This is a genomic window from Agriterribacter sp. (genome assembly GCF_035445465.1).
GTDB lineage: Bacteria > Bacteroidota > Bacteroidia > Chitinophagales > Chitinophagaceae > Agriterribacter.
Window position 1 is genome coordinate 33491 of the sequence record NZ_DAOMQT010000032.1, and the last position, 19411, is coordinate 52901.

The following is a 19411-nucleotide window of genomic DNA, read 5'->3' on the forward strand; positions in this document are numbered from 1 at the left end:
AGGACAATGCAGTGTAAAGCTGTGCCAGTTTTATAGGGAGACTGTTTTTCCCGGTGTAACAAGAAACATTTTACTGATCCAGGATGGTTGGAGCACCTTTTAAAAATCCGATAGAGATAAGGAATTTGTCTGCTTCCAACACCGTTTTCTTATAATATTTGGTCCATTTAAAATTAAAAAATCCATGTGTTTGCCCCTCATACAAATGCAAATCACAACGGCTCCCGATTTTCTCCATTACTTTTTTATAGTATTGCACAGTCTCTACCGGTATGGCTTCATCTTTGGTTCCCAGGAACAAAATCGTTGGAGGAGCGCCCCGCCGCAGGTTATGCAAAGGAGAAAAGTTAAGGTATTCTTCACCTATCCTGTCATATCCATATCCTCCGGGGCCATTATCAATAACAGGATTAAAAAGCACCAATGCGTTGGGCCTGGCGGAAATGCTTAAATTATCATTTTTGTCGTTGTACTTTTTGCTGGTAGCGGCTGCTGCTGCCAATTGTCCACCGGCGGATCCTCCGGATGCAACAATCCGGTCGGGATCAATGTGAAATCTTTCTGCGTTCGCACGCAGGAACCGTATGGCAGACTTCGCGTCTTCCAGCGATTCAAAAGGCGTGGATTTATTCCGGGAGGAAACCCGGTATTCCACCAAAACACTTACCATCCCCCTCTCTGTAAAATATTTTGCGTGCGGCCGGAATTGGGAAATATCGCCTATGTTCCAACCGCCGCCAAAGAAGAATACAATTGCCGGGTATTTCTCAGGCTGATCACCCTGCCCCGGCTCTGGAGTATAGATCTCCATCGACAGAGAAACCGAATCAATCATTTTATACACTATCTTTTCCTGACTGATGCCGCTTTGGGAACAGAAAACAGCACAGATCATTACAGCAGTTACCAGCCGGCAGTTATCTTTAAGTGTATCCATCCTGAATAAATACTTTTGGAAGTCAGGTTTATGTTGAAATAAGCAAAACTCCGGGAGTTACGCTAATCTCTAAACAATCCATTCAATAACCTGGCGGCCGTTTCAACAATTTTGTACCCTGCATATGGCTCCAGCCTGCACCATGAAATGGGAGCTCCGGTATAACCGCCTCCAAGTATACCATAAATAGTGGGGCAATACCCGCCATGCCCGTCTGTAAGCCCGACCACAGCGGTGGTTGAAGCCGGGCTGCGGCGTTTGATATCAAGCCCAAACTGACAGTATAGTTCGCACGGTTGGGTCACTATTGCCAGTTCTCCTATGCGAATAGCATGTACCGGCAATATCTCAAAGGGGCTGCTGGTATAAAGTTCCTGCAAACGGATAGCTCCGTATGCCAGGATCGTTTCCATTACGCCAACATTTTCTCCTTTATCAACGCGTGCCAATGTGCTTCGTCCATCAATTAACTGTTCAACGGATGCTGAACGAAGGGCGACTTTTAAATCATGATAGTCATGCTTTAGCACCGGGTTATCATCATAGGTTACATTTTTGTATAGCTCCATGGTTTTGCCGACTACCAGTTCGCTGACTCTTTTCAACTTTTCTTCCGGCGTTTCCGGCTGACGGCCAAGCATATTTTCAACGGAAATATCTCCCTGGGCCCCGTTCAGGAAAAGCACCGGGAGGTCGCTGCTAATCCTGTTGCGGATCATCTTTCTTACTTCTCCCGGAAAATCTGCGGAATATATGCCCGCACCGTAAAAAATGGTGGGATGCGTTGTGTTATTATATAAAACAGCTAAGAGTTTGCCTTTCATGTCTGAAGCAAACATGGCTAAATGCTGCGGATCAACCGGTCCTTCCAACCCGGCAAAGTCTTTTCTTTTAGTATCACCATGCATGGTATGCGTACCGTCTGCCCAGGTCACCCGGCGGTTGAACCCGATCTGCGCTTCCCCTTTCACCCACCCGATCTTTCCCGGCCGTGCAGCTTTCACGGCTTCTGAAGCCAAATCCACCATCCATTTCTGAAGGCGTTCCATATATGCGGTATCTACCGGCATTATATAATTTGTTCTTAGCAGGGATGGACCTCCATGCGTATGTGTGCAGGATATTAATATATTGCGCGGAGCAATGCCGGAAGCAACTCCCATGGCTTCTCTCAGCCGGGCAACAAAGGAAGATTCAAGCCCCACCAGGTCGCAACTGACTATTAATAACTGGAATGTTCCTTTTGAGAAATACATAGCGTTTGCTTCCAGGTTATCCCGGATTTGGGTAGCCTTGCGAAGGGTGCCTGCCCCCTGTACATAATTTCCTACTTCATTATTGATTATTTTAGTTGCGGTGCCAATCCTGAACACTTCGGTTTGCGCAACCGAAACTGAAAACAGGGAAAAAAGCTGAACCAGGAGTGCAGTACAATATTTATTCATAATTCTTATTATTTGCATTATTATATTATGGGATAAAGAAATTATCACGCGTCTTTATATGTTGGTGTAGTTGCTCCTGAAGTGATTTGATCAGTTTTTTATGCTCGGGTCTGTCGGCTATGTTTACATTTTCTTCAGGATCAACGCGGTGGTCATAAAGCATTCGTGCGGAAGGCTGTCCTGTTCCGGGGTTGATCCATTCCGTATATCCATGGGTTGTGGTCAGAATGGTTTCCCCGGTTCCGGCCCTGTAAAAGATGGATTCCTTCCAGGGCTGATCAGGATTGTCAAGAAGCGGGGCAAAACTTTTTCCCTGGAGATGTACCGGTGCACTTAGTCCTGCCAGTTCGCAAAGCGTAGGATAAATGTCCACAAATTCAACTAATGCCCCTGTCTTTAACCCTCCGCTTTTCCAGGGTACTTTTACAATTAACGGTGCGTGCGGCCCTTTTTCCAGGTTGCTTTGCTTGGTCCAGAAACCATGCTCTCCAAGGAACCATCCATGATCTCCCCAAAGTATTACGATCGTGTTTTGCGCCAGTCCGAGCGTTTCCAGTGCATTTAAAACCAACCCGATCTGGGCATCAACATAACTTACACAGGCGTAATATCCATGTATAAGATTAATGGCAGTTGTATCGGGCAAAGGACCCGCAGAAGGCATACCAGCAAAAAATCTTAACTCGTTCCAGTTAAGCCGTGCGGCATCCGGAGCATCTCTGGGAAAAAAATAGTTCGAAGGCAATTGGATATCCTTCTTGTCATACATGTTCCAATATTTCTTTGGAGCATTAAATGGAAGGTGAGGTTTTTTAAATCCTACCGCAAGAAAAAAAGGCTCCCTGCTATCTTGAAAATGCTGTAACTCTTCAATGGCCCGGCTGGCGATCCTTCCATCTTCATAAGCAATGTCGGGAACGTCGGGGCTTTCGTAAGCAGGTCCTCTCTGGGGAAGGTTGTTATTGTCGCGAATGCGTTGGTCTTTATACCACTCTTTGTTTCTTTCTTCAAAGGTTCGGATGCCCTCTTCAGATTGGTAATCCCAATTAGTGGTAGTTTCTGCCGGACGCCAGTTTTTAACCCAGCTCCCTTTTCCATCTTCAAAATTATTATACACCTTGCCCAAAGAAACCGTTTGATAATTATTGTTTCTAAAATGCATCGGCAGGCTTACAATTCCCGGAACATCCTTATCCTGCGAGCAATTCCAGATAACAAATCTTTTGCTACCAGGGTATATACCACTTAACAGGGAAGCCCTGGATGGCCCGCAAACAGGATAATTGGCAAAGGCATTGTTAAAAATAACTCCTGACATTGCCAGACGGTCAATATTAGGTGATTTTATATGTGCTTTTCCGTAGCAGCCGAGTTCCGGTCTAAGATCATCCACAGCTATAAAAAGAACATTGGGCCGTTCAGGTTTTAACAGCTTAACCTGTCCAAAGGCAAAGGAAGTGGATATAGCTATACCTGTCAGGAAAAGTAATTTACTTTTATTCATACTTTCTTTGATTCTGAGCAAAATAATCTTTACAATTGGAAACTCAATGCCCGAACATTGAATAAAATTATTGCTATTATTAAGTTTGGAAAACTACTGTATTTCCCATTTGCGACACGCTGTTTGCATATTTTTGTTCCATAATGGGTATCCGGGATGAAGTAAGGTGTAAGTAACAAAGAACACAAGCATCCATATCCCCCAAAACTGCTCAGGAGATGGAAAGATGATGTGTACGCAGGATATCCGAACCCTCCTTTGTTGATATCTTCCCATGAACTATGCCCATCAGTACTTTGGTAATAAGAGGAGGACTGGCATGCTGGATTATATTGCGACCATATACAATTCCGCTCGCTCCCTGCTCCATTAGTTTTGCCGTGCGGACAATAATTTCTTCATCATTGGCTTTACTCCCTCCTCTTACCAGGACAGGGGTAGCGCCGGCAATTTCAATAACACGATAGTAGTCGTTAATATCATTGGTTGGATCAGCTTTAATAATATCCGCGCCAAGTTCAACCGCCTGCCTTACCAAGGATACGATTTTCCTGGTATCACCGTCAACCATGTAACCTCCCTTTTCTTCATTTGGTCTGAATACGAGTGGTTCGATCATTAATGGCATGCAGTACAAATCTGATTCTGCTTTTATCTTCAATATATTGTCAATACATTGCGCTGTTACTTCCGGTGCGCCGGGAATGCTAAACAAATTCACACACAAACAAACAGCGTCGGCACGTACAGCCTGGAGTACAGCCCGGCTGATCATTTTGCTGAAAGCGAATGCGGGCAGGGAAGATCCGTAAACATTTGCCACATCTGTGCGCAGCACGAGGGATGGCTTTTGCTTTCCTGGTATTGCCTGTAAATATTTCAACTGTCCCACGGTCAATTGAACAGCATCGGGTCCTGCATCGACGATAATTTCAACGGCAGACCTCATGTTTTCTATCCCTCTCAAAAATTCTGCCTCATTGAAAAAACCATGGTCTATGGCAACATCAAAACATTTGTTTGAAACAGGATTAAAAAGCCTGTTGAGCCTGTATTGTTTCAAGGGAAAAGTTATTTTAAATTAGTATCGGTATCCAAATTCATTTTCTACTTCCGAAATCGCATCTTCAATAATATCCATCCCCATTTTTGCATATTTTTCATCCATAATAAGCGGTGGAGACATGCGAAGAATATGGCCGGCAGGGATCCAGGCCAATCCTTTTCGGAAAGCTTTTTGATATACAAGATTTCCGGCTTCGGGAAATGGTTCCTTTGTGCCTTTATCTTTTACCAGCTCAATACCCAGCAAAAACCCTTTACCTTTAACGTCTCCGATAATGGGGTGCTCTTCTTTCATCTTTTTCATCCGCGCCATAAAAAAATTGCCAACGGAACGAACATTTTCCAGGATATTTTCATCTTCGATCACTTCTATAGACGCCAGGGCTGCGGCACAAGCCATAGGGTTACCTCCATAACTGGATGAGGCGGAGATCTTTTCAAGCGCCTCCCCATTTTCTTCGCTCACCACCATGGCAGTAACCGGGAATCCATTACCGAACGATTTGCCAAAGGTCACGATATCAGGGATTACCCTCCAGTGGTTTAAGGTAAGCCATTCGCCGGTACGGCCCATCCCGGCCAATACTTCGTCATCGTACAGGAGAATATGATGCTTCTCACATAACGTCTTTAACTTCGGAAAGAAGTCATCTGGCGGGAATATACTCCCCGCCCAACCCTGGGCAGGCTCTAAAACAAATGCGGCAACGTTGCCCACAGTTCCTTCAACCAAAAATTGTTCGTAAAAACGGATATAAGCATCTGTATCAATAGCCCCATCTGCTTTGCACCAAAGCGGACGGTAGGGATCGGGGCGCGGAACCATATAAAAACCCGCGGCTCTTGTTGGTCCATAACTGAATGTTTCCCCCCGATACATTTGTGCACAGCTTACCGCACCCATCGTTTTTCCGTGAAAATCGCGATAAGCTGAAATAAATTCATGTTTCCCGCTGATAGCCCGCGCCGCACGGATGGCTGCCTCTACAGCGGTAGTTCCATCGGAATACAGTTGAATGGCATTTAACTTTCCCGGTAAAATTGAAGCCATCTTTTCCATTAGCTTTTCCTTAACGGGTGTGGAAAAATCATGCACATTCATGAGCCTTTTTGCCCAATAGGAAATAGCCTCTGATATTTTAGGGTGGCAGTGGCCTAAAGAAGCCACATAGATCCCGGATGAGAAATCAAGATATTTATTCCCATCCACATCCGTTAAAGTAATGCCCGAGCCTTCTTCAAAACAAACAGGGAACAATTTTACCTGTGAACTAAGTCCCTTCATATACCTGGCGGTATTGACATGCATGATCCGCGATTTTGGACCTGGCGTTTCAGTGATCAGCCGGGGGATGTTCGCAGCGCTTTCTCTCCACCAATCTGTAGCTGTATTTAATTTATTCATAGTAATTTTTTAGCGATCTCTCCATTCATTAGCAGCCATTTCCAGGTCTGGTAAATCATTGTATTTAGCCAGCTTTAGGTTGCTTATTTTCACCAATACCGATTTCAACTCTTCCCGCATCTGCGCCCAGTCGTCCAACTCGCTATAGATATCTGTGCAATACAGGCAGTTTCTGCCGGCCATGGCAGCATATTTCAAAGCATGTTCAGGGTATTCTCCATCGAGGATCGCTGCCAGAAATGCTGCCGATGCGGTATCGCCCGCTCCCGAGGCATTTTTTACTTTTGCAGCATCAATCGGGAAGGCATTACACCAGAGTTCCTGGTCATTCCATCTTTCCTTTTGTAAATTGAAACCTGTTTTTTCATTTATGGATGATACATCACCCGTTAACAGGTACGCCCCCCGATGACCGGCTTTTATGAACGCAATTTTAACCCCGGCATCAATTATCCGTTTTCCGATCTCCCGGATGGTCGAGATTGTAACCAGATCAATAATATCGGCATTGCCGGAAGTCAATTGCATTGCGGCATATTCATCGGGCATCATTATTTGCAGTGCTTCCTCCAGGCTGGGAACGAAAATGTCGATATATGGCAATACGCGCTTTATGATCTCCGGCCAGTTTATTTTACCTGATTCACTTTCGGGGTCAGGCAGGCTGAGATCGAGCGAAGTAACCAGGCCCATTCCCTGTATCACAGCAAATAATTCAATCAGTTGGGCGCCTTCATTCAGATAAAACTGTTTTAACAGTGGAGGATAGCCGAAATGAAACAACCTGCTTTGTGCAACAACATCGAAATCAATATGCCTTATATCAAATAAGTGACTGCAGCCCGGCGATTCGAGAAAAATGCGGTCAATACCCGGAGGCGCAATTACAAATCCAAAAGCTGTTCCTTCGCCTTTCATTACTTTCACGCCGGTTACAATATCAGCATGGTTCAAATACATAAGGGCGATCTTTCCGATTAGATCATCCCCGATCAATCCATTCAGAAAAACATTTTTAGAGAATCTTTTCATGACCATCCCCATATTTGCCACAGCGCCTCCCGGTGTATAACTGAGTCCGTCAATTTCTATTAGTTTGCCCGGCTTTAAAAGTTCGGAGATATTACCAACTGGTTTATCCCTTTTAAACTCAGGGATCAGGTCAACGCAGATGTATCCCGCAATAACAATATCATATTTCTTCATATTCCGCGGTTATACTACGTTGATGTTTTTTAAATAGCAAAAATCTGTCAGCTCCCGGATGTGATTTCCGTAAACAATGATGTAGTGCTGCCCTGAAATTTTCTGGGCAAACTCTTCCACGGGAGTATCAAGGAATATCTCAAGGCTCGGGAGTTGGGGTGCCGGCCGATCCCATCCTGCTTCCTCCCAGGGTCTAAATCTCCCTTCTCCCGTACATATATGCATCGTATATTGGTTTGCGGTATTGGAGAGCCTTGCTATTGTAAGCGGTCCGGCCTTAATATCTGAAATATTTAACAACCCGCCGCTTATCCCGCCAAATGCTGCCCGGGTAACTTTTACTTTTCCATTCACAATTTCAGAGGGAACAAAATCGGGCACCCCCATCAGCACACTCTCTTCAAAGAACTCATAAAATTCCAGATAAGCGGCGCATTGCCCGGTAAGATGTTTAACAACCAATTGGGTAACAGCACCCATTACATCATTTTCGGGAATGGTGCATAATTTCATTTCATCAGAAAGAAGCATGAAGATTAACGCAGGAGGAAAATTCAGGATTTTTTTCATCCCATCTACATCTTTTAGCGAGATGGCATCGAAATGATTATTTTCAGCGATTTTCTTAATGGCGAGGTAATAGGCAATTCCCTTTTTCAAAAAGTCATCGTCAACGGGTTTAATAAAATCCCACTGCTGTTTAATTTTCTGGCATAAGCTCAGCACCTCTTCTTCTGCAACACTTTCACTCAGTTGAAGCATTTCCAGCATTTCAAAAAATTCTATCTCTGTACCAATGGTAGCTTTTAAGGAAATCCCTTCGTAGAGTGTATTGTAAAGTTTCATGTCGCGAAATCCCATCATACCCACTTTCGTATTCCCAATTGATCTTACAGCGGATGCCGCGAGTCCAAAACTTTTTATTTTTTCCAGGGGAGAAGGTTTTCCAAAGGTGTTATAAATGTACCGGAACTTATATCCAAGATCATCAAATACTTTCCGGAGTGCAGTTGTACCGGCCTGCGCTGCCGCTGTTACCATGCGTCCGTTTTCCATATACCCTGTAAGCCCCCACAAGATCATTGGCTTGTCTTTAAATTCATTTGTAATGGAAATAACAGCATGGGATGGGATCCAGCCGGCAAGGCAAATAATCAGCACATCGAAGTCTTCTTTTTCGAAGTGTCTTATCGCCCGCTTAACATCAAGTCCTTTAGGGTCATCTGTAATTACTTCGGTTGTTATTACTTCAAATCCCAGAGACCTTATTTCCTCCAACGCTCTTGAACAACTCTCCCTGATTAATTGCATAGGAGAATTCACTTCTCCAAATCCTGCAAATGCTGCACTAACAGGTACCTTTTTAATTATCATTGATATTACTTACTTTTTAAAATACAATAAACTCATCCTGCCATTCAAAATAGTTCAGCTTTTCAACGTGACGGGAGCTCTGCCCGGAGCTTTCTCAAGTCATTACACTCCTGTTTTACTGATGTTTACATTATTAACAATTGCCACACACAGCAAATAGAGGATAGATAAAACAGGCACAATAAAAGCAATTTGGATAGAGAAGCTGTCGGCAACCATCCCCATCACGGGAGGAATAAAGGCACCTCCTATAATGGCCGATACCATCAACCCGGATAATGCATTGGTGTGGCCAGGCATGTAGTCTATGGTTATCGAAAATATAAGCGGGAAAATATTTGCAAATCCAAGCCCTACAAAAAAAATCCCGATCAGCGTCAAAACAAATGAATTACTGAAAATCAAACCAAACCCGAGGAGCGAGAACAAAACGGTAAGCAGCAATAGCCGTTTTGGTGTTATCCGCGACATAATCCACGAACCCAAAAACCTTCCCGATAGTATGGGTAAGTAAAAAAGCGACCAACTGATCAATAGTCCCATCTTCTCTACGGAAACGTTAAACTTCTCTTTTAGCAGTATAGGTACATGAGCACTCATCGCTATTTCAACGCCACAATAAATGAAAATGCCCGCAACCATCATGAATACATAACCGTTTTTAAGCAGGCTGAAGCATGATCTGAAAGTTGCATGGTTATCTGTACTGTCACTTCTTTCCCTGATCCGGATACTATTTATCCATATAATACCCATCAAAACAATTCCCGCGAAAAATGGAAATAATATACTCCAATCCAGTCCAAAGGCATGGAACATAACAACAGGCAGAAGGAAGCCCAGCGAAGATCCAATGGTAATGAAGGATTGTGCCAACGAAAGATTTTTGGAATATTGGCCTGCTTCAGAAATATCCCGCATAACAGGATTCCCCGAAACCTGGAGGATCGCACCCCCTGCCCCTAGCAGGAGGATGGCTGCTAAGATTTTATAAAATTGCATCAAGGAGCTGCTGTCAACCACCATTTTCCCAAACATGCCCGATACAATTGGAATTATGAGCCCGGTAAGAGCTATTGACAGACCAAGGTTCATGATGAATTTTTTCCCCTTTTTGTCTTGTAACAACCCTATCGGTACAGACAGCAAACCGTACATGATGTATCCTAACATAGGCAGGAGCGAGGCCATGGCAGTTGATATTTTAAATGATTCTTTGGCCAGGCTGACCATTGGCCCTACCGAATCAATCAAACCCATAGCCAGGAAGATCAAATAAACGGGAAACGTCTTTATTTTCATGCAGACCAGATTTGGGGTATACGACCTTATGCCTCTCTTTTTCTGATGTTCTCAGCTCCTGAAAAACAAAACTATCTGATTATTATTTTTCAATAAACTACTACCTTCCCCAATTATGACACTATATATACCTCTTTACCTGTTAAAACCCTGTCTGTTCAAAAGAAGTCGCAGCGGGGTCTTCATTCAAGGTTATTGCGGGCAGCCATGAGACCCTGGTGCTAAATAGTTCGCCGGGGTCTCACCCTTCACATAGTTGCCTGGCTGTGAAGACCCCGTCAGGACGATGTTCAAAATAACAAGCAATGTTCACACGCGCTAAAGTAAAGTTCCGGGAACTTTAAAGCAACCTGGTTTATTGCTCTAACCGGTTAAGGAGATAGTTGCAATTGATGACTTTTTCAACGAGGTCCTGTTGAACGTAATAATATTGATTTGAAGCTTCATAACCAATCCGGGAATCTTTTCCGCATAGTTCAAACAGCTCTGAAGCAAGCTGTATTTCATGGTTCAGTATACGGCGTATTTCTTCCCGGATCTTACTTTTAGCCGGTGAGGAAAGATCGTTTGCTAACAGTTTGTCTCTGTTAATAATATAAGCGATCTGATTGGCAACTGAAGCAAAATGTAAATATGCCGCTTTAGCAATATGCTCATCAGATATAGCGATGGTCCGGTGCGAACTGTCGGACGCAGCAACTGCCTGCTTAAAGTATGTAAGCCCGTTCATCCAGCCATCTGCAACTTTCCTGAACTGCTCCATAAAGATGTTCGCAGGATATGCACCTTTCCAACTTTGCAGGTCATCATATGGAAATCCAACCATCGTAGCCTTGTATCCTGTTGGTTGTTCATATAGCAAATTCGCGGGTCCATATTGTTGGGGTGCGTTATATAATGTGTGACCTCCATACGGGAATTGCTCGAATGCATTGCTGAATGCGGTCCATGCCTTACGTGCTGCATTTACAGCACGCTTTCCATATCTTTCTTCGGCAAGGGTGTTTAACAATTCGTCCTTTGAAAGCTCCGGGTTCTTTGAGATACGATCTGTGATTTCCAGGTTGGGAGAAGGATAGCCTCCGAGGGACCAGCTTAACATTAACCCGTCGGTTTTTGCATCTGAAAGGGCTGATATATGACGTACAACAAGATCTGGTACCGGCAACCAGGGAACGGAAGAAAGTTCCCATGTATTATTTACCTGCACTTTGGCAATTGTCTTCAACCCTCTCTCTTTTGCCCATTTCCAGTGTTGCAGGGCCCTTGGACCCGGGCCCACCGCAGACATGGAGTATTCGCCAACTTCCGATATTACACCTCCACGGTCAATTGATTTCGCCCACTCGCTTACAGACATAAGATACACAGAATGTGGTAAAGCAGCGATTACATCGGGGGCAAGCCCATGGTTATGCCATCCCCAGTCCCATACCATTACTTTAGCATCAGGATTGCCTTTATGAACCCCCTCTTCTATTATGCGATTTACCTCCGCAATAATTTCAGCATAGCTCCGCCTGCTGCATCGTTCGCAGCTCTTTTGATTTCCATGTGATGCGCAATTGGTGAAATTTTCTGAGGCTGTTATGGTCAGTACGCCTCCCAGTCCGGGCACATTTGAAAAAACATATGTTAACGCATCTCTGATCCATTGTTGAACTTCCCCGCTGCTGGTGCACATTGCATAATAGTTCCCTTCTTTTGCACCTCTCATCCGATCCCTGTTAATAAAAAAAGCAGCATCCATTGCTCTCGGCTCATTAATGTACAGATAAATGTCTATACCGTATCGTTTTGCCCGCTCAACGATCCTGTTTAGATTTTGAATGCGTAACGCATGACCTGCTCCAAATTCGGGAAATGCGGCACCGCCCGGAGCGATCTGATTTAAAACTACGTGCATCCATATACCATTAATCCCGCTTTGAGCCAGCTTTTCCAGTAAACCGTCGGGGTACAGATCCTGTAAGGTGTCGGAAAGAGGGTCGCCGTAAATGCCAAAATATGAATAAACGATTTTTGGACTTTTATCCTTATCCGGCTGATAAACGCTTTCTGCTTCTTTTCCGGAAGCATATTTTAGATCTTCAATGAATTGAAATGGGGTAAAAGCGCTTTGTTCGCGGAAATACCTTTGAGCAACGCGTTTTATGTTTAATGCGCCCCTGATTGTATTTTTGTCCGGGGGACTGTACCTTAGCTCCTCAATTTCCGGTTTCAGATTTCCGAGCTTGATGAACAAACCATCGTCTTCCTTTAGGGCAACAGACAGCTCTTTACTGCTCATGTTAAGTAGCGTAAGCAGTTGAGAATAGGGCAATAAATGCCAATTCCTTCTTATTACAGTTATATATATACGCCGATCAAAGTCAGCGTCCTTAGGTTGATAGGGCGGGAGTCCCATCGAGGATGCAATTTTAGTAATATCGGAAGCATTGCATCCTACTGTTTTACCCATTGTTCCGGGACTAACCAGATTCCAGTTTCTCCATACAAAAGCGTACAATCTGTTTGGAAAATGTGTTACCGGTATAGCTTGCGGATGACTTCCCGAAGGTAATGATTCCTGTTGCCCTAACGTAACTTTGCACCACGGGAGCAAAGCAATCAAAAAAAATGAAATCACCTTTTCCATAATAGGTTTGGGGTTTATTGAAGATTATACACTGTTAATATGCTGTATTATTATCGATGGCAGGAAAAGTCCTGCGAAACCTTTCTTCGCAAATTAAATAATATCCTAACTACTTCCACGCATTGCGTAAAAATCTTAACCAGTTACCGTGAAAAACATTTTCAATATCGCTTTGTGAATAACCGCGTTTTGCAAGTAATCCCTTTAATTGCTGAATATCTGCGATCGTATTTATATCACATGGTGATTGTTCAAGTCCGAACATACCGTCAAGATCGCTGCCTATAGCAATATGATTACTGTTGCCTGCAATCTGGCAAATGTGATCGTAATGATTGATCAATGTATTAAGCGTAATGCCCTCTTCTTTGGGATTATGCTTACCGAGTATCCAGCCGGGCATCAACATCCACGTGTCAAGCACGCCGCCGATCACAGACCCTCTTTCTATCAATATTCTTATTTGTTCATCTGTAAGCTGCCGCTGGTGGGGAACCAATGCCCTGCAGTTATGATGGCTTGCCCAGATATGACCATTGAATAGATCAACTGCCTGCATAAAAGCCCCATCCGTGAGATGTGTGATATCAAGAATGATATTGAGTTCTTCCATTTTTTTTAATAATGCCACGCCTGCCGGTGTTAAAGGACCTTCCATGCCTGTGCCCGGAGCATATCTTCCGGGGCCATAATGCGCCGGACCAAGCGCACGCAATCCGTTTTGCCATGCTTTTTCGAGATAGGAAAGATTGACAAGGGAATCCGCCCCTTCAAGACTGAGGATAAAACCAACAGGTTTATTTTCATCAGGCACAGTGTTGCTATTCCAGAGTTGAATATGATGCTCTAACTGATCGGTATTGGTTATCTGCACCATCTCACCCTCTGTTTCCATTGCCTTATACCAGGCGAGTTGCCCTTGTGTTTGCGCCCATGCCTGCTCAGGCGAATGCCAGCCAGGAAGTGTACTGTCTTCCGCCACAAACCTTGCTATCTGCGTTGCTACAACAAGTCCTATTTTACCTTTCCTCAGTTCGGGCAATGATACCGTTCCTTTGCCACGATCAGGTTTGTCGGTAAGATTGCTCTCTCTTGCTCTTATATCTGCTGCTGTTCTTTTAAGATCCCTGTTCCATTCAAGGGCGTTCATTGAAAGATCGAGATGCGCGTCAATGATCAACATATTATTTGGCTTTCTTTGCTGTGCGTAATTTTTTTGCTGCTGCTAATTTTTTCTTTACAATGTTTTCAGGATATTTAAGCGCAAGCGCTCTTATATCGTAACTAAAATCGGTAAAGGTTTCTTCCCAAAGCTTAGCTTCTTCAGGCGTGTATTTGTGAAAACCATGTGCATTGGCAACACCTTTTCCACCTTTCTTAACTATATCGTCAATCAGTTTGGGAACTTCTGTGTCATTATTTAATGTAGGAAACAGATCTTTCATTACGGTATGGTATGCTGGTACTCCGGTAAGATCCATCCAGCGGAATACACCAGCCAAAGTCATCCAGTAGCCGGCGTTGTTGCGGCATGCACGGTCAACATCTTCAACGGTAGCATAACCATTTTCTACAAGCGATATTGCTTCCCTGTAAGCCGCATACATAATACGGTTAGTGATGAAGCCGCGTATATCTTTACGAACAAGCGTCGGCTCTTTTCCCCAGTTGTGCGATAACTTATATAAATATTCCCCTTTTTTTATATCGCTTTTATCGCCGCAAATTATTTCGAGAAAACGGGTAGTATGTGATGGCTCAGCCCAATGCAGTCCAAAGAATCTTTCAGGTCTTGTAGTTTGCTTCTGCAGCAGGCTGATAGGAATAGCCGAAGTGTTACTTGTCATTAACGCATTGAGGGAAATAACATCTTCTATTTTTTTATAAACCGACTTTTTTATGTTGATGCTTTCGATAGTACATTCAATTACGAGTCTGCAATTTTTTAAAGCGCTATAGTTTTCGGTGATAGTCAGATTTTTAAGATAATGCTCCGGGAGCTTCTTAGCCAGCTTTTCCTTAAATGATCTTTTAAGATGTGCGGTGATGCGTTTTTTTGCCAATAACAGATCAGCGGGTATGGGCGCTACCGCTATTACCCTGTGGCCGGCGATCAGCAGGCAGGTAGTGATACTACAACCCATTAATCCTAACCCTACAACACCTATGTTGACTACAGCAATTTTGTTTTTCACTTTTTTATTCATTTTGATTAAATATTTCTATCCACCCCGGAAGTTCCTTTGTTCCAATTAATCAATATAGGGCTCGTCCTCCTGATAAATCAAAAGTGAACCCTGTTGTAAAACTGTTTTCAGGCGATACAATAAATGCTGCCATATTTGCCAGTTCCTCCAATGTTCCGCACCTTTTCATAGGTATCTTGTCTGTCATATACTTCACCTGAGTGGCGGGCATTGCATCCACAAGAGGTGTCCGGATCACAGCCGGAGCAAGCGCATTAATAGTTATACCTGTTTCTGCATATTCTTTGCCTTGTACTTTTGCCATGGCAATAACAGCAGCCTTGGAAGCCGAGTATGCAAGCATACCTGCATTTCCCTCCTTTCCCGCAATAGAGGCAATATGTAAAATACGACCATAATGATCAGCCAACATAAAGGGTAACACGTATTTCGACATTAAAAAGCTGCCGGTAAAATTTACATTAAAAACCGTTTGCAGGTCATTGGCATTAACTTCATGGCTTTTAATGTTTGTAGTTCCGGTTATCCCGGCACTGTTTATCAATATTTGCACTGAGCCGAACTGTTCAATTACCTTCGCTACACTCTCCTTAACCTCATTTTCATTTGTAACATCGGTTTCAAATATTTTATAATTGCCCGATAATTGCTTAGAGAGACCTAACAATTTTTCCTTTTGTTTATCAAATAGAGCAAGATTTATATTTTTTTGCGATAGCTTTTTTGCAATGGCGAGCCCTAAACCCGAAGCAGCGCCTGTTATGATTGCAGTCATTGAATTAATATTTTCGATTCCGGTATTTTTTGCAAAATAAAGACTGTAAACCATATTTTTTCAGACAACCGGTTGCGTTGATTTTTTAAAACGGACCGTTGTGGTCTCAATCGCTTCAGCTACTTTTCCGTAACTTTAAAGAAAAACAATTTTTATGACGCCCAGGAAGGTCACAATTATTGATATTGCCAAACGACTTAATATTTCGAAGTCTACGGTATCCAGGGCGCTGAGTGACCATCATAGTATTGGGCTACGCACTAAAATGCGTGTGCAACAGCTTGCATCAGAGTTGAATTATGAGCCTGACAACAGGGCTATCTTTTTTAAACAGCGTAAGACGTATTTAATTGGCTTAATTTTACCATCCTTTTCTAATGGTTTTTTTGCTTCAATAGTGAGTGGCGTTGAGGATGTGGCATATCAGAAAAAATATACCTTGCTACTGGGACAATCAAGAGACGATCAGGAAAGAGAAAAGAACATTGTAGAAGCAATGAAGGACCATCGCGTGGATGGCATGCTTATATCTATCTCGAAAAACACCCTTAGTTACGAACATTTTAAATTGCTGGAAAAAAATAATATACCTATAGTATTTATTGACAGGATACCTGAGATGCAAGACATTCATTTTATAGCCAGCAAACTGGAGAGTGGTATGATTGAAGCAGTAAATTTTTTAGTAAAAAAAGGACACAGCGTAATCGGATTAATTAACGGCCCCGAAAAATTTTCTGCCAGTAAAGAACGTCATATCGCTTATGTAAAAGCACTAACAGAAAATAGAATTAAGTATAACAAAGAACTGATTGTTTATTCTGATCTTGCGATGGAGGGAAATATAGAAGCTTCCAAAAAATTACTGTCACTCGTCAGGCGACCAACCGCAATAATAACTTTTAATGATTATGTAGCTTTGGATGTAATACATTATTGCAAACAGCAGAAGATAAAAATCAACAAGGATATAAGTTTTGTAAGTTTTGCCAATGAGGCTATCTGTAATTATATGGATCACCCTCCTCTAGCGTCAGTAGAACAATTTCCTTATCAGCAAGGACAAAAAGCCACTGAAATGCTGATAGAAATTATTGAAAAAACAAAATCGGAAAACGGAAATAAAAAAGAGCTCAATAATTTATTATTGCCATCTCAGCTTATTGTACGTAATAATCTTTAAATACCACATCAGTTAGTATTAAAAAATTATTTCGGATATTTTTATATTCTTGATATGATAATGGTAGCGGACAACCATTTAGGGATAATTATAAAACTATTTTCAAAATTAAAAGGATAAAAGACGGCTATGAGTATGAAGATCGTTACACAGCGTTCAACCGTAAGGTGAATAAACTCGTGCTTGAAAAGAGCATAGGCAGGCTACCGAAGGATCGGAATAAAAAAACTCCATTCCTGTTTCAGGAAAATAGAAGTAAGCAAGGCATATGTTTTATGCCAGCATACAGAAGCATTCGGCATTACAGGCAAGTTGCAGGAGATAGTTTGCCTGTTAGGAAAGGGACATGTGTTTGAAGAAGGCGCAGACATGCTGCAAGCGCTATTGAGGCTTGATATTAGCGGTAAGCAAATACAAAGAGTAAGTGAATATTATGGACACGAAATAGAGGAGCTTGAACAACAGGATAACGAAAAGCAGGTATTAGCGTTAAAAGATCCGCAGAAAGCGGCGTATTGTAAATATAATCGCTTTTTTTTCTTCCTTTGTGTGTCATAGCAATTATTGTTTAAAGGTCGTTGGTACTTTGTCCAATTTGCTTTTAATAAAAATCAAAGCGGTTTCCTCGTTCTTCATAAACGGTGTTTCCTTTCCGTTTTTTTCTTTGATGAGTTCAACGGTTTCCATTAGTACACCTTCTTCGTAGCTGTAGTGTTGGGTAATTCTGAACTTGTTGTATGGCATAAACTTGCCCGGATTCGGTACGTATATTGTCAATACGGATTTACGAAATTCTGTGTCGCTTGTTCCTATGCCGTTACCCAATGAAGAATTGATGATTGCTTGTACCATTCCGTTAATCAGATTTTTGTAAGCAATTTCAAAATACATTGTCTGGTCTCTATCGCCTGCTTTACCATCATAGTCGGGGTGAATACGGTGAAGTGATTTAACGGACTTCCAAATATTGTCGTAACGTTTTTGAACAACATCAAATTGGTAATCGCAACTCTCGACTCTTAGCCATTGCCCGTTTTCATAGCGGTATGCCTTGCTGATACCGTTCCAAATAATCGTGTAAGCATCGTCCAACTCAACCGAACGATTACGAGGAACTGTTATCTGTTTTGAAGTACTGCAACTTGCCAAAACCATAAATATTACTGACGCTGCAGAAAAAATTACCTTTTTCATTTTTGAAACTTTTTTAGTCAAACATTAAATTTTTACACCACAAAAGTCCCAAAGGCGAATTAGGAAGAAATTGACAAATGTTACAATCGTAACTTATGGGCAATTTTTTTTCTCAACCGACTTAAACTTTCTCGCTCAAGTCCCAAATAAGAAGCAATATGGTAAAGCGGTATTCTGTCAAAAATATGGGGTTGATGTTTAAGTAAGTCAAGATAACGTTGCTCTCCGTCTAAAAACAAAAAGCTCTCAACACGTTGGGTAGTCAGCCTGTAAGATTGTTCAGCTATCATTCTACCAAAGCGTTCCCAATTTTGTGATTGGTTGTAGGCATTGTGTAAAGCTGATAAATTAAACGTAACAATTTCAGCATCTTTTAATGCTTGAATGAAATACCTGCTTGGCTTACTTTGCAAAAAACTGTCATAATCTGCTACAAAATTGTTTTCAAAAGCAAAATACGTATTAATTTCTTTTCCATCAGCAAGGTAATATGTTCGGAAACAGCCATTATTGACAAAGCCGATTTCGTAACAAATTTTTTCCTCACTTAAAAAATGTTCTTTCGCTTTATAGTTTTTGATTTGCAGGTAAGGTTCAAACAACGAACAATCCTTTTCAGTCAGAAAAAAAACCTTTGTGAGCCAATTTTTAAATATTCTAAGTTCGTCCATTGTCCTGTGTTCATTGGTCTGTCGGGGGTGTCATTTAAGTTTGCCCATAATTCAATAATCAACATCCTGCAGGTATTGTAATTCAAAGTACCGGATCAATTAATTAAAATGATCCCCCACTTATATCGGTTTCAAAAGTAGATGTCTTCAAAAATATAAAAACATCCATGTTTTTCGATTTCGTACTACAGGAAAATTAATAATTCGCTAGCTACTAACCGACAGCTAAATGTTATATTAATAAATGCAGATCTAAATATTCTCTGCGCGTATATGATTGTGTCTGCGGATTCCACACAGGTAGATAGTAGTCGATGTACAAACTGTACTTCCCTGACTTCAGTAATTTCTTTCTAATATTTCCTCTCATAGTCCTTCACTTTTACTGATGAAATAATTTAATACCTGTTGCTTGTGGAAGAGCAACTTTCTTCCAATTTTCAATTTTGGAATCATTAGTGTCCGGTAAAAATACTTGATTGATAAATTTAAAGGAGGCGGTAAG

17 protein-coding genes are annotated in these 19411 nt (G+C 42.2%); 2 read left to right on the forward strand and 15 right to left on the reverse strand.

From position 1 onward, the window contains the following. Positions 1-70: 70 nt before the first annotated feature. The 12 genes from PLE34_RS14880 to PLE34_RS14935 all read right to left on the reverse strand — a co-directional run bounded on the left by PLE34_RS14880 (position 71) and on the right by PLE34_RS14935 (position 15858). Positions 71-937 carry an alpha/beta hydrolase gene (locus PLE34_RS14880; RefSeq protein WP_324558217.1) on the reverse strand — a complete coding sequence of 289 codons (867 nt, stop codon included), beginning with the start codon at positions 935-937 and terminating at the stop codon, positions 71-73. Positions 938-999: 62 nt separating this feature from the next. Further along, on the reverse strand, positions 1000-2382 hold the full coding sequence (locus tag PLE34_RS14885; protein WP_324558219.1) for a hypothetical protein: 1383 nt from the start codon (positions 2380-2382) through the stop codon (positions 1000-1002). Between the two features lie 25 nt (positions 2383-2407). Next, positions 2408-3886, reverse strand: a complete 1479-nt coding sequence (locus PLE34_RS14890) for a sulfatase (protein WP_324558220.1) — start codon at positions 3884-3886, stop codon at positions 2408-2410. Between the two features lie 211 nt (positions 3887-4097). Further along, positions 4098-4949 carry a class I fructose-bisphosphate aldolase gene (locus PLE34_RS14895; protein ID WP_324558222.1) on the reverse strand — a complete coding sequence of 284 codons (852 nt, stop codon included), beginning with the start codon at positions 4947-4949 and terminating at the stop codon, positions 4098-4100. A gap of 18 nt (positions 4950-4967) precedes the next feature. Further along, positions 4968-6356 carry an aspartate aminotransferase family protein gene (locus PLE34_RS14900; protein ID WP_324558223.1) on the reverse strand — a complete coding sequence of 463 codons (1389 nt, stop codon included), beginning with the start codon at positions 6354-6356 and terminating at the stop codon, positions 4968-4970. 9 nt (positions 6357-6365) lie between these two features. Then, positions 6366-7562, reverse strand: coding sequence for a carbohydrate kinase family protein (locus PLE34_RS14905; protein WP_324558225.1), 1197 nt, complete (start codon positions 7560-7562; stop codon positions 6366-6368). Positions 7563-7571: 9 nt separating this feature from the next. Beyond that, positions 7572-8936: a hypothetical protein gene (locus tag PLE34_RS14910; protein WP_324558227.1), complete on the reverse strand. Its 1365-nt coding sequence runs from the start codon at positions 8934-8936 to the stop codon at positions 7572-7574. Positions 8937-9038: 102 nt separating this feature from the next. Then, positions 9039-10238, reverse strand: a complete 1200-nt coding sequence (locus PLE34_RS14915; protein WP_324558228.1) for an MFS transporter — start codon at positions 10236-10238, stop codon at positions 9039-9041. Between the two features lie 355 nt (positions 10239-10593). After that, positions 10594-12528, reverse strand: a complete 1935-nt coding sequence (locus PLE34_RS14920; protein WP_324558230.1) for a hypothetical protein — start codon at positions 12526-12528, stop codon at positions 10594-10596. A gap of 457 nt (positions 12529-12985) precedes the next feature. Continuing rightward, positions 12986-14059, reverse strand: coding sequence for a dipeptidase (locus PLE34_RS14925; protein ID WP_324558232.1), 1074 nt, complete (start codon positions 14057-14059; stop codon positions 12986-12988). A 1-nt stretch (position 14060) separates the two neighbouring features. Then, the gene (locus tag PLE34_RS14930; RefSeq protein WP_324558234.1) at positions 14061-15071 is read right to left on the reverse strand and encodes a 3-hydroxyacyl-CoA dehydrogenase family protein; all 1011 of its coding nucleotides are present in this window, start codon (positions 15069-15071) and stop codon (positions 14061-14063) included. 61 nt (positions 15072-15132) lie between these two features. Next, positions 15133-15858 carry an SDR family NAD(P)-dependent oxidoreductase gene (locus PLE34_RS14935; protein ID WP_324558235.1) on the reverse strand — a complete coding sequence of 242 codons (726 nt, stop codon included), beginning with the start codon at positions 15856-15858 and terminating at the stop codon, positions 15133-15135. Positions 15859-16012: 154 nt separating this feature from the next. Here PLE34_RS14935 and PLE34_RS14940 point away from each other — a divergent pair, with 154 nt between their 5' ends. Further along, positions 16013-17041, forward strand: coding sequence for a LacI family DNA-binding transcriptional regulator (locus PLE34_RS14940; protein WP_324558236.1), 1029 nt, complete (start codon positions 16013-16015; stop codon positions 17039-17041). A 312-nt stretch (positions 17042-17353) separates the two neighbouring features. Continuing rightward, positions 17354-17599 (forward strand): hypothetical protein, encoded by a 246-nt coding sequence (locus PLE34_RS14945; protein ID WP_324558238.1) that lies wholly within the window; start codon positions 17354-17356, stop codon positions 17597-17599. Between the two features lie 3 nt (positions 17600-17602). Here the strand turns inward: PLE34_RS14945 and PLE34_RS14950 are convergent, their stop codons facing one another. The 3 genes from PLE34_RS14950 to PLE34_RS21890 all read right to left on the reverse strand — a co-directional run bounded on the left by PLE34_RS14950 (position 17603) and on the right by PLE34_RS21890 (position 19276). Continuing rightward, positions 17603-18256 carry a hypothetical protein gene (locus PLE34_RS14950; RefSeq protein ID WP_324558239.1) on the reverse strand — a complete coding sequence of 218 codons (654 nt, stop codon included), beginning with the start codon at positions 18254-18256 and terminating at the stop codon, positions 17603-17605. 59 nt (positions 18257-18315) lie between these two features. After that, a complete protein-coding gene (locus tag PLE34_RS14955; RefSeq protein ID WP_324558240.1) occupies positions 18316-18906 on the reverse strand; it encodes a Crp/Fnr family transcriptional regulator in 591 nt (196 codons plus the stop codon). 232 nt (positions 18907-19138) lie between these two features. Continuing rightward, positions 19139-19276, reverse strand: coding sequence for a hypothetical protein (locus PLE34_RS21890; RefSeq protein WP_502875879.1), 138 nt, complete (start codon positions 19274-19276; stop codon positions 19139-19141). Positions 19277-19411: the final 135 nt, after the last annotated feature.